Origin of the sequence: Clostridium sp. AM25-23AC (genome assembly GCF_003435125.1) — a bacterium.
GTDB lineage: Bacteria > Bacillota > Clostridia > Lachnospirales > Lachnospiraceae > Pilosibacter > Pilosibacter fragilis.
Genome location: NZ_QWGI01000021.1, coordinates 44,724 through 57,082, shown reverse-complemented (window position 1 = coordinate 57,082; position 12,359 = coordinate 44,724). Strand labels below are relative to the sequence as shown.

Genomic DNA, 12,359 nt, shown 5'->3' with positions numbered 1-12,359 from the left:
TAGAAGAATCTTATTTACAGAGATTTTCTCATACTCTCAAATATACTAAAAATGGAGAATACGTTCTAACAAACTTTCTCATAAAAACACCTCACTCCACATGTAGATAATCGAATTAAAATCAAAAGCTTATCTTAATTTATTTCATGCTCTTCACTTCCAGTCGCTGACCATGATGTTTTACCACTACTGACCACATCTTTTGTAGACATACTATATGCAAATATATCAAGGATCTCCGCCTCTGAGATATACCATGAACCATCTGTGTTTTTCTTACTTCTGTATAAAACATATAATTCGCATTTTTCATTCTCCGAAAGTCTGTCATATACAAGATATTCTATTATTTCCTCATTCTCATTTAAGATAACTCTAGAATTTCCATTCGCACCGTATGATATCATAAAATCACATCCTTCGTCTGCGAAGTATTGTTGATATATAGTACGATATCCATCATATATTTCATTTGTTTCCATTAATGTCACATAATCACAGATCGCAGGAATAGAAATATCATCCTCTTTCATATTTTCCATTAATTCATCCATTAAATCGTGTTGAATGACAAAACCATTATCCTGTGAACTGAATATTCTAATGGTCTTTCGTGGCATCATTCCCTGCGGTCCTGCTCCTATAACATAGTTTATGATGACAATCACATCCTTTGCACCATCTCCATCTATATCCTGAAATCCAACCGCTTCAACACTATCAAACATTCCTACACTATCATTCTCTGTACTATTATTTTCATAACACTCCGGAAAATAATATATAATTTGATTGTCTTTTGCCAGCACAAATGAAACATCTTCCCAGAGCGTTTCATAAGTCGGCAGATAAGATACAAACTGTACTTCACCCCAATCATTCAATTCTACATCAAAGGATTGTTCAGTTATAACCCGGCTTTCATCTAATCTCTCTCCTGATGGATATTCTACTTCAATATCTGCTACATCTGTCAATTGCTGTATTTCTTTCGTACCATCGAAATATAAAATGACTTGTTCATCAAATTGTTCTTCACCTGATAGAATTATTTCTACATAATCCTCATGCCAGGTAACCTTCCAACAGCTGCTACTGATGCTTGCACCGTCATTGTGCAATTCAAAATCTGTTTGCGATATCTTATCTTCGCCTTCTTTAAGGACTAACCGTCCACTTGCTGAACCAAAAGGCCATTCCGGTTCTCCAACAGCTTGAAGTATCACTTCATATTTTTTATCTGGTGAAACGGATGTATCGCAAGTTATCTTCTTGTAATTTACCGTATACGAAATGCTAAACCAAAATGCTACAATTACTGCAAGAAGCGAACCCATAATACATAGCATAATTTTCAAAAATTTCTTCATTGTTATAACACTCCTTTTAATGTCCACGTATATCCAGTTCTTCCAATAGAGAATTTCCGCTTCCCCATGAATATAGAATGTAATAACCGCTATCCTTTATTTCTTCCGAAAATTGTAGTGTCTCGTGATCAATCACCTCAATGGACTGCCCTTCCTGAGTTTCCACCAAACATTCCCATTCATTACTTCTGTAACCTGAATAGTAAGCATCCAATTCTTCCAAAGACAAATCACTTCGAATTAAAATTGCTCCGAAATACTGCATTCCATTTCCGTTACCCGTCAGCTTCCCAGCCTGTGACAACGACTCTATCAATTCTGTTTCCTCTGGCAACGGGATTTCACATAATGCCTTTTCCACCTTATAGGCTGTATGGTTATTTATAAGTGGAATTGAAATCACACTGCCTATCAATACAACTGCTGCCAATATTCCAACTAATTTTAATTTTTTCATGTGTCCTCCTTTTTTACATCCCGTTCCTTTCTAACACATCTTCTATTGCATCAAATCCTTTTTTCGCAAAATTTATCTTTTTATCAAAAATCAATTCATCATTATCATATATTTTTATCTCAGCGATAATACGGTCATTATCTTCTGCCTGCTCCGTATTGCCACCTATGGTCATCCAAGTAATTTCTATATCTTCCGGCGTTATTTTCCCATCAGTTTCTACTGTAAATTGTGCCCCATCGAAAAACGCCGTTTCCGATTGTGCATTTATAACTAGCATATTTGTCTGCTTATATACTTTAATAGAATTATATTTCTCCTCCGAACTAACAAATAATTCATCATTGTTTACAGGAATAACAAATATTTCTTCTGATTTATCTGCATTCTTTTCATGCAAATAAGCTGTAACTGCTACAAATATCAGCATAACAGCTGCTGCCAATATTCCAACCAATTTTATTTTTTTCATTTATTCTCACTCTCTTACATCTGTAATATTACCATCATCACCAATATTATCAATCATTCTTTAATTCGGTACTGATAGGCTGGTATCTCCTTAATTCCATCATCAAGGATTTCATTCCCCAAATATTGAAAGCTACCATCATCAGCAAACTTTACTGTAAGTTCATGGGTTATGACCGCATCATCACAAATGACCATATCACACACCGCATCCACCGTTAATGTCACTGTTCCATCCTCATTTTCTTTGATATCAATAACCTCCGGCAACGAAGTTCCAAAAAAAGTTGGTGCATAGTTAAGGCAGCCTAGTCGTACCCATACATAAGTCTGATTTTTTTCATCAAATACCGCATATTCCTGAATTTGCTCTGCTGTTACCGGAAGATATTCCATGATCAAACTCTCAAATTCTTCTTTTGGTATTCCATTTGGATAATCCTCAGCATCAAACGCTTTCTGATGTTTCATGGCATACAGATATTCATATATTCCATTATAGTCCAGTTTTTCCATATGGTCGGTATCCCAATTCGAGCATAAAAGATTATTTCCCTGATACCCCAGACCTTGTACGCATCGTTCTGACATTTCCCGTTGTTCCTTAGATAATGGCTTTATTCTTACCAGACAGCTTCCGTCAACAATCTCTGTAACCTCCGGCGGTTCCGGAACACATAATTCATAACAAAACCATCCTTTATCCGTATATTTCCACTCCTTTATTCTGGTGTAGGATATATAGGACATTCCCGACTTACCATTCTTATTCCATACGCTTCCTGCACTTACAACATACATATCCGTTCCATCATAAATGTATTTTATTCTACCAATTCCACCATCACTATGTATCTCATAAACTACTACAGAACCACGTTCCCCAGCCGTGCAATTCTCAAGATAAGAATCCACACTTTCATAATTTCCCATATTGGAGTATGTTACCAAAGTGGAAACCGGACATCCCGTTTCCATTAACCTTTTCTGCATTTCCAGAACCGTTTCATCATTCAGAACCACATTTGATGCTGTCCCTTTATCTGCATCCTTATAAATGTCAAAAATAAGTTCCATCATTTTTTTGCAGTCATTCGCAGCTTCTTTTTCCTCCTGTTCATCCACTGGAAGTCCATAGCCCTTTTCCCACTGCTCTGCAGCTTCTTCCTCAGCGCTTTTTGTTTCCTCCGTGGGAGATACTTCTTCCGTATCTTCCGCAAGAGTTTCACCCACAACACTCTTTTCTTTTCCGCAGGCACATACGAAACACCCAATCAGAAATACCATAATCAGTAGAATACTTTTTTTCCTTAATACCATAAAATCATCCTTTCGTTCTTGCTATCGGTGGCAGTTCCAATTCTATTTGCTCTATGGAATTAGAAAGATATCTGAACGTTCCATCTTCAAATGGTTGGACCACAACCGTGTTTCTAAAAGCGAGATCGGAATTATAATCCGGCCATACTCCATCAACGATAAGCGTAATTGTTCCATCCGCATTTTCTGTATAATCAACCACCTCTCCAAAGGGCGGATATGGGCTGGCATAAATCATTTCATATTCATAACTGTTGCTGCCCTCATCATATCCACAATGCTCTCTCAACTGTTCCACCGATACAGGAAAATAGGTGGTCATAATCTTTTCAAATTCCTCTGCCGAAATTTTCCAATCTTCCGTTTTCAAATTTTCACCTGTATAAATCCGATAAATATCTTCATACATACAAGGCATCAGTATGTCCTCCACATTATTACTGTCCCAGTTTGTGACAAGCACGTTGTAATTCACATAGCTTAGTCCCGATATGTATTTTTCCGTCAATTTCCGGCAGTCTTCCGGAAGCGGTTCTATTCTCCAATACTGTCTCAAACTTGCATGTGCAATCACATATTCATATGCATAGATAAAATACCCTTTTTCAGTAAGTTTGATTTCAGCCACATTACTAACGGAAGTACCCTGTATCTCCGGCACCCCACCTTCTTTCCATCGCACTCCTATGTAATAAGTCTGCAATTTATTTTTACGATAGATAAAAGTTACTGCACCCAACAACCCATCTCTATGTACATCAAATACTGTTACCATTGAATCATGACCATCCAAATATTCAGCATAGAATGTCTCTATTTTTTCATAATTCTGCATATTGGTATCTTCTTCTACACTCACCAATCCTTTACTGCCCAAGTGTTCTACAACAACTTTTCGCTGTTCGCTAGTGAAGTCACTAATACCAGAAGAATAGTTTGGTGCATCTGAAATTACTATATCCACATATATTTCACTGACTGATTCGGCTGCTGATAATACCATACTTTGTAATTCTTTCTTTTCCTCATCTGTAATTAAGCACTCCTCAGATTGAGGCACGAACCAATATACAGACTCCATAGAAGATTCCGTATCTGTTTCCTCTACCGATACCTCTTCGCTGTTCTCGATTTCTACAGGAGGTTCCCATACTTCCTCTGCTACACTTTGAGGTTTCTCCGTTTTCAATTTTTCCCAACAGACCGTACCAACTATAACAACAAACAAGAATATCAAAATTGGAAATCCGCACTTTCTAAACATCCATTTCACATCTTCCATCATTTACCTCCATATATTTCATCCCATTCCTTCGCTGTCAGGCGAGGTGTATGCCATGTTTCCTCACAATTATCCTCGGATGGTATAATTCGGTTAGACACATACTGTACTCCTCCATTCTCTAAAGGACGAACTACAACCTCATGTGCATATACTTTAGAATCCCCCACATACGGAAACACCACATTGGCTGTCAGAGTAAGTGTTCCATCGCCGTTTTCTGTGAATCCGATTACCTCTGAATATGGGTATTCCGGATACTCCACTTCCTCAAATCCTCTCGGTTTATATTCATATGTTTTATCCTCTGCATTATAGATGGTTTTGGATTGCAATGTTTCACTATCAATATCGAAATAGGGCAGGATAACACGCTCAAAATCATCCTTGGGTATTTGATAAACAGCACCAACTCCAAAATTGTCATCTGCAACATAAGGAATATTTGTCCCATAAACTTTTGGATAGAGCAGGTCAAACATATCGTAGAAATTCAATTCTCCAAAATCATCCTCGCTCCAATCTACAATGAACATATTATTCTGTTCAAAGCCGATTGGAAGAAGATACTTCCGACTCAACTCTCTGTATGTTTCATCCAAAGGCTGTACTCGTAATGCAGTATGCTCCTCCGCTCCGCTCAATGTCAGTACATATAATTCTTCCGAAAACCAAACTCCTGAAAACATAAGATAACCGTCTTCTGTATAATTCCAATACTCCGCCTGATAACTTCCTGTCACCTCTCGTTTCATGTTTCCGTTTTCGTACTTATAATAGCTTCTGACCACATCCACATTTCCGTCTTTTGTTTCCAAATCATATTTTACAAATCCGCCCAAGTAACTGACCTCAATAATTGTTATTTCAGCCTCTTCCTGCGTATCCACCATTTCACAGAACCACTCTACCTGCTCTGCCTCAGTCATATCAATCTGATTTCTGCTGTCAACAGCCGGATACCCATTTTCTCCAAACTGATTTACAATAATACGAATCATTTCTAAATCTGCTATCTTATTCTCCTCTGAAGCTTTTTTATACAGCTGCGAACAAATTTCTATAATCTCATCTTCATTGTCCTTCACATTTTGTTGTTGATCTTGAACTGCAATTTCACTTTCTACTACTTGTTCATCTTCCAAATGTGTATCACCACACCCAGGAACGCTAAGCAATATCATAATACTAATTGCTATGAAACCAATCCTCCAATACTGCACTGTCCTTTTTAACGACATAGCCGCTTCCTCCTCTTCCTTTTACATCTTCAACCATGCTGATAATCAATATAGGATGTTCCACTGTTTCCTCTGTCGAATAGATAGCAAACCATCCCAGTTCCGTACCTGAAGTATCATCCTTTGATGCCTTAATCTCTGCGGTACCAGTTTTTCCTGCCAAAACAATATCATCACGATGAGCTGCATGTCCGGTTCCATGAGAATCATTCACAACTTTTTTTGTGCCTTCTAATACTTGGTTTGCTGTTTCCTTAGAAAATGCTCCCGGCTTCCAAAACGTAACAGTCGCTTCAGCCTGATATACCAGATAATGTTTTACAATATTTCCCTCATTACAGAAAGCAGAATAGATACATGCCATATGCAAAGGATTTACCAAAACCTGTCCTTGTCCATAACCACTGTCTGCTAATTGTATTTCCGTTTCAATGTTTTCTGTATTAGAGTATTGTGATTTTGCCATCTTAATATCAAATGGAATCTCTTCATTAAATCCCAGTTCCGTTAATGATCTTTCCATCTCCTCTGCACCAATTTTTAATGCAGCTTTTGCAAAATAAATATTATCTGAATAAATCAGTGCATTCTCTAAAATGACAGGTTCATATGTATGAAGTGTGGTCACATAATAAGAGCCCCATGAAGAATCTTTTTGCCAACTTAACCCTTCATTTCCATATTCCTCCATCGGATCAATTGCTCCTGATTCCAACCCAATTGCTGCAATAATCGGTTTGAAAGTTGAACCAGGACACCATACCTGTCGAAAGCGATTATACATCGGCTTATTCTCGTCCTCGTTCAGTGCAGTCCACTGTTCATTAGATAACCCCATAATAAAATCATTATTATCATAGGACGGTGTACTAACCAAAGCCAAAACTTCTCCGGTATACGGGTTCATTGCTACAGAACAACTTTTGTCTTCTTTAAACTGTGCATATAATGACCTCTGAAGGTCAGCATCTATAGTTAGTTGTATGTCCTTTCCATCCTGTACAAATATGCTCGCAAGTTCCGCTTTCTTGTTCCCAGCAGAATCTACAATATAAATGCTACTGCCGTTTTGTCCTTTCAATTCTTTTTCAAATAAGCCTTCCATTCCGCTTTTACCCATTACGCTATTGGCTGTATATCCCTCTCCCGCATGGTTCTCTAAATCTTCTGCGGTAACACTCTGTACATAACCTACTAAATGCGCAGCTGCCTCACCTAATGGATACTCTCGCACCTCAGTGTCAGATATCATCACTCCCGGAATTTCAAGCAATTTTTCTTGTCTTTCATTCTCTTTCAACACCTCTTCATCCTGCTCGATTTTCATTAACTCAATTTCTGCCACTTTAGGAATCGTTTTAATTGATACAAAGGAATCTTCTTTTACCCACTTTGCAGACAGTTTCTTTTCAATCACTTCTGATTCAATTTCCAACAACTCAGCTATCTGCTGAATAGCTTCATCTCTGTCTTCCAATTTTCCTGGTACAATTCCAACCGAAGATGCAACACCTTTTCCAGCAAGAACTCGCCCATTTCTATCCAAAATTCCCCCTCGATTTGCCTGCGTAGTAGAAATCTTTACCTTGTCTGTTGAACCTAATTCCGGAAAGATCAGTGAATCATCCCATGCCAACTTATATCCATCTTCCCCCTTCAGAAAAATTGCCTCATTCTCAAAGCTGATATTACCTGCTACCGTATCAAAAGAAGTTTGATAAGTTACTGCTTTTCGTTCCTCATCATATGCTGTAACTTCAATCTCCATATTGTCCACTTCAATACCTTCATAGATAGCCGAATTTCGCTTTACAAAATCATCCTGACTAATATTTCTTGATGCTTCAATATTTAACATCGCATACATTTCTTCATACTCCTGCTCTGGAATATGACTCATATATTCAACTAAAAGTTCTTCTGGAGAAACCAATGTATTTTGCTTTCTATGCAAAATGCCAATACTTACAATAGCTCCGATAGACATTGTTCCCAGCACAAATACCGTCAAGCAAATTGTCGTTCTTTGTTTCTTTTTCCTTCTTGCTCTACGCTTCATCTTTGTCTAACCTCCGTTCTTTAAAAATTATATTTCCTACTTTTCTTAATATTACGCTTGTAAGATTTTAAGATAAAAAAATTTCTTTCGCCTTAAATATTACACCTGTAAGATTTTTATGTCAAGTTAATATGCTTTATGCTGGCAAAACACATTCATATCCATGCTCTGCCAGCAAAACCATTTCTATTCCGTTACTATAAACTCCATCTCTGCGAATTCTTTGTCTGTCATATCATCTAACTTGGCAACTACCCGATTTGACAATTCTACCATTTCATCGTCATCCAAATACTTAATCGCTTTTTTAATATCACTTATAACCTTTGTCCTGCTCTTACACTCAAAAATGCAGATTAAATTGACTTCTTCTACTGTAAATTTATTATTCATCGCTTATATCTCCCTCTGATTTTTCTTTGTATTTTCCTGTACTTCATGTTCCTGTCCAGAACCTTCCACCTGTGCTTTTTTCTCAGCCAATCGAGCTTTTAAGGAAACTTTTACCGCAGATTGTTCCTGATTCTTCTTATTTGCTTCCCTCTGTGCTTTCTCTGCACCATTATTCAGCACGTTGTCAATCATGTTATAATTTTGTTCTTCCATTTCTTCAATCTTGGCAAGAGGCTTGTATTCAGCCAATTTTTCCAGCAATACTTTTGTCCTTTGCATTTCATCCGGCAAAGCTCCCTCAGAAATAACCTCGTTCAACCAGTCTGTAATAGGCTCCGTATTCCCTTGAACTATCATCTCGGAAATCTCTGACACACTCTCCGTCATATTTGGGTTGTTGTTGCGGTAGGAATAAACATCATAATCATAGCTAAAACGGTCAATTTCAACAGCAAGCTGTTCTGCAGGTCCTAAATCCGGCATACGCTTCTCCCACACCATTGCTTCCATATCTTCAGACATAACTCCATCTATCTCCATTTCAGGCAGCTTTGCTACAAGTTCAGCAATGACTTCCATAGCCTTCGGTTCACAGGTTATGCTTGGAATATGCTCTAATATCTCCAAATCAATCCGGTTACCTGATAACAGGTCAACTTCATCATCCATATAGATTTCTTCGCCCGGTCTGTGAACATTGATACCGATTGCAGGGATACCATGCATCCGCTCTGGTGGTATCTGTTTCCAGATAGCGATTGCCTCCTCCACAGTGGGAATATTCTCATAAAATTCTCCCAAATTATGAAACTCTCCACACTCGGATACCATCAATGTTACTTCAACCTCTTCTTTCTCCATTTCGCCCTGTGTCTGCATCTGTTGTGTCAGCTCCTGCTCCCTTTCCTGCCGGATGCTCTCCAGATACTTCTCAGCCTGTGGCAGATACGTTTCCAGTGTCCCGGTACGCTGGGCAGTAATCGGATTGATATCAACCTTTACCTCACCGATATGTAACCCGTCCTCATTAAACGCATTGAATAAATCATCCTCTCTCTCATTCGTAGAAAGTTCCACTACCACATCAAGATCAGAGCTGTCCTTCTCCAGACCTCTGCACCTGCTTCCTACAACAACTGCATCAATGATTGTGGCATCAATATCATACTCATCAATCTTTGCCTGCACATGGCATTTTATCGTTTCTTCAATTTCTGCCGGATTCATTTCACTAATGTCATGGAACACTTCATTGGTCTTTGCCCTGAAATCCGTTATGATGCTGCTCTCTTGATTTTTTGGTACAACTTCATTGGCTTCCTCAACCTTTTCCATCAATCCTTCATAATCAATCGGTATCAGCTCATCCTTTTCCTTAATACTCCCTTTCGCTCCGTTATGGTCTGGAGCAGCTTTCAAATCATCTACGATATCAGTCAGTGCCTCCCTAATTGTCACATCAGGATTGTCATAAACTCCACCGTCAAGCTCCTTATAATCAGCTCCCATAATGGAATAATCATAGCCTCCATCCACCTCTTGGATACTGATATAGCGGTCTGCAATCTGAAAGGCAAGTTCGGTTTCTTCCCCAAGCTCCAAGGATTTTTTCATATCTGCAAGCACCTGTTCCTTTTCATCACCAAGGTCAATGATTTCATCCCCATCTTCCAACGTGTTGTCCGAAGTTTGCTGCTCCTGTTTCTCTGGCTCTGACTTCTGGACATCGTGTCCAGAGGTGTCAATCTCCGCTTCCTGCTCTTTTACTCCCTCCAAAGTCTGCATAAAATCAGGAAGTCGGGTAAATCCAAAGGAATCCACAAAATGGGCACTGTTTTTCCCATTCTGATGCAGGACCACAATATCACTGACAGACAGGGAATGCCCTCTGTAATCTTCCGGGTGGGCTATATTGAATTGCTCATAGATTGCTTCCAGTGTTTCGCCCTGTGTCTGCTCTTGCAATTCAGACAGCTCTCCTACATAAATCAGTTCATAATTTTCCGGCTTGATAACATCAAAATTGTCCTTTGTAATACCCATACGCTTTAAAGACTCTGTGCCTTCAAACCGCAGATGATCCAACTCCGGATTATGCTTCAACTGATAAATACCGTACTTGTCAGAGCTGCCATACAAAAGCTGCGCTTCCTTATTTATTTGATTGTCCGAAAGTTCAGCCTGCATGGAACGAAGTTTTCTTTCATTTTCCCAATCGCCTTTTTCAATGCCAAAAATTCCTTCATGCTCCATAATTTGTTTTCTATCATCTACCGTGGTTTCCGAACCGTCATTGTGTAACAGATACACAGGCAAGTCATGGTCAAACAATTCCAATGCTTTCTCCTGCGTCAATGGCAGCATTTCATTCCATGTATAACCGTACTCCCGCATTTCAGACAGACCAATCATCGGGTCTGGAAGTGCATCAATCTCTGCCTGTTCCATCACAGAGAGGTTATTGTCAATCTGCTCTGCTATTTTTGCTTTCACATCAATAATCTCATCTGTATCAAGATTGTAACGAACATCAAGATGATATTCCTCAAATTCTCTCGTTTTATCATTACCAAGCTCTGTAGTCCATGCACCCTTGCTTTCCAAGTATGCCTGTATGCTGAGTTTATCATCCTCATTCATGTTAGTAAGAGCAGCCACAAGCTCCTGCGTATCCATTCCACGGACATTTACAAGGCTGAACTCCGTCAGATCTTCATTCTGTATCAGCAGGATACACTCTTTACTCTGTTCCTGTTCCATCTCACGATTTAGTTGCAATTCCCTTAATGCTCCCTCAATTCCTGTAATAAGTTCCGATGCCGTCTTTCGTATAGTATCTAGGGAAGATTTCAGTTCCTTCATATCCTTACCACTACTCCACCCTGCAATATAACCAAAGGAATAATCCGAGGTATCTATGCCAAAATGCTGGCATACCGTATAGGCAACGCTTTCTGCTTCTACTTCTTTTGTATTTCTGTCCTTTGCAGGTTCTTCTATCAAATCATCCCGATTGATTTCCTTATTATGCAGCATGGAATGAGCTACTTCATGCACCATTGTCTTTAATGTCTGGCTCTCACTCATATTCTCCTGCACTGCAATCCGCTTTTCCTCGGTATGGAAATATCCTTTGGAATCGCCGGGAATATCCTCAAAACCAATAGGAACCGGGGCAACATTCATAAGTGCCTGCACAAAGTCCTCATATCCCTCCACTGTTGATAAAAGTTCCTGTGCTTCCAGTTCCGGAATTGGCTTTCCGTCTGTCTGCGATACATCAAATACAGACACGGCACGAAATGCTGGAATCGTGACCTCTACCTGCTCCTTTTGAGGCATACCGTTTTCATCAAACATCATTTCTCCTGTGACAGGGTCTAATTTATCCCGTTCCTCTTTAATTTTGTAAGGTGCAGGGGCAAGAATACGGATTGCCTTTTCTCCTTTGTTAACGTGTCTTTCAAAATTCTTCTGCCATGCCTTATATCCGGCTACAAGTGTTGCTTCTGGCTTTTGCATGGCGATAAGTAACGTATTGTTAAAGCTGTAATTATGAAATTTTGACATGGTGGAAAGATAAGTCTTGTACTTTTCACTCTCAAAAAGTTCCTTTAATCCTTCCTCCAACTTGTCTGTAATTTCCTGTACTTTTTGTTTTTCTGTTATATGAATTGTATTCATATTTTCGTCTGCCATAATAAACCTCCATATTTTCATTTTTTTGCACGACAAAAGGCAGCCCACTATGGACTGCCTTCTGCAT

Annotated in this window: 9 protein-coding genes; all 9 read right to left on the bottom strand. The window is 38.9% G+C overall.

Annotated features, from left to right (window positions below; all coding sequences use genetic code 11):
* Positions 1–134: 134 nt before the first annotated feature.
* The 9 genes from DW677_RS12985 to DW677_RS12945 all read right to left on the bottom strand — a co-directional run bounded on the left by DW677_RS12985 (position 135) and on the right by DW677_RS12945 (position 12,292).
* Positions 135–1,370, bottom strand: a complete 1,236-nt coding sequence (locus tag DW677_RS12985; protein WP_117567547.1) for a hypothetical protein — start codon at positions 1,368–1,370, stop codon at positions 135–137.
* 16 nt (positions 1,371–1,386) lie between these two features.
* Positions 1,387–1,827, bottom strand: a complete 441-nt coding sequence (locus DW677_RS12980; protein ID WP_002593570.1) for a hypothetical protein — start codon at positions 1,825–1,827, stop codon at positions 1,387–1,389.
* Between the two features lie 13 nt (positions 1,828–1,840).
* Positions 1,841–2,299: a hypothetical protein gene (locus DW677_RS12975; protein WP_117567546.1), complete on the bottom strand. Its 459-nt coding sequence runs from the start codon at positions 2,297–2,299 to the stop codon at positions 1,841–1,843.
* A gap of 53 nt (positions 2,300–2,352) precedes the next feature.
* Positions 2,353–3,618, bottom strand: coding sequence for a DUF6070 family protein (locus tag DW677_RS12970; RefSeq protein WP_117567545.1), 1,266 nt, complete (start codon positions 3,616–3,618; stop codon positions 2,353–2,355).
* A gap of 4 nt (positions 3,619–3,622) precedes the next feature.
* Positions 3,623–4,900 (bottom strand): DUF6070 family protein, encoded by a 1,278-nt coding sequence (locus DW677_RS12965; RefSeq protein WP_117567544.1) that lies wholly within the window; start codon positions 4,898–4,900, stop codon positions 3,623–3,625.
* Positions 4,900–6,141 carry a DUF6070 family protein gene (locus DW677_RS12960; RefSeq protein ID WP_117567543.1) on the bottom strand — a complete coding sequence of 414 codons (1,242 nt, stop codon included), beginning with the start codon at positions 6,139–6,141 and terminating at the stop codon, positions 4,900–4,902. Before DW677_RS12960 ends, DW677_RS12965 begins: the two co-directional genes overlap by 1 nt.
* On the bottom strand, positions 6,089–8,200 hold the full coding sequence (locus DW677_RS12955; RefSeq protein WP_117567542.1) for a penicillin-binding transpeptidase domain-containing protein: 2,112 nt from the start codon (positions 8,198–8,200) through the stop codon (positions 6,089–6,091). Before DW677_RS12955 ends, DW677_RS12960 begins: the two co-directional genes overlap by 53 nt.
* 186 nt (positions 8,201–8,386) lie before the next feature.
* Positions 8,387–8,593 carry a transposon-transfer assisting family protein gene (locus DW677_RS12950; RefSeq protein ID WP_117567541.1) on the bottom strand — a complete coding sequence of 69 codons (207 nt, stop codon included), beginning with the start codon at positions 8,591–8,593 and terminating at the stop codon, positions 8,387–8,389.
* Positions 8,594–8,596: 3 nt separating this feature from the next.
* On the bottom strand, positions 8,597–12,292 hold the full coding sequence (locus DW677_RS12945; protein WP_117567540.1) for a YodL domain-containing protein: 3,696 nt from the start codon (positions 12,290–12,292) through the stop codon (positions 8,597–8,599).
* Between the last annotated feature and the right edge of the window lie 67 nt (positions 12,293–12,359).

Excerpts from the sequence above, each read along its gene's own strand:
- DW677_RS12985 (WP_117567547.1), bottom strand. The coding sequence starts at position 1,370 with ATGAAGAAATTTTTGAAAATTATGCTATGTATTATGGGTTCGCTTCTT.
- DW677_RS12980 (WP_002593570.1), bottom strand. The coding sequence starts at position 1,827 with ATGAAAAAATTAAAATTAGTTGGAATATTGGCAGCAGTTGTATTGATA.
- DW677_RS12975 (WP_117567546.1), bottom strand. The coding sequence starts at position 2,299 with ATGAAAAAAATAAAATTGGTTGGAATATTGGCAGCAGCTGTTATGCTG.
- DW677_RS12970 (WP_117567545.1), bottom strand. The coding sequence starts at position 3,618 with ATGGTATTAAGGAAAAAAAGTATTCTACTGATTATGGTATTTCTGATT.
- DW677_RS12965 (WP_117567544.1), bottom strand. The coding sequence starts at position 4,900 with ATGGAAGATGTGAAATGGATGTTTAGAAAGTGCGGATTTCCAATTTTG.
- DW677_RS12960 (WP_117567543.1), bottom strand. The coding sequence starts at position 6,141 with ATGTCGTTAAAAAGGACAGTGCAGTATTGGAGGATTGGTTTCATAGCA.
- DW677_RS12955 (WP_117567542.1), bottom strand. The coding sequence starts at position 8,200 with ATGAAGCGTAGAGCAAGAAGGAAAAAGAAACAAAGAACGACAATTTGC.
- DW677_RS12950 (WP_117567541.1), bottom strand. The coding sequence starts at position 8,593 with ATGAATAATAAATTTACAGTAGAAGAAGTCAATTTAATCTGCATTTTT.
- DW677_RS12945 (WP_117567540.1), bottom strand. The coding sequence starts at position 12,292 with ATGGCAGACGAAAATATGAATACAATTCATATAACAGAAAAACAAAAA.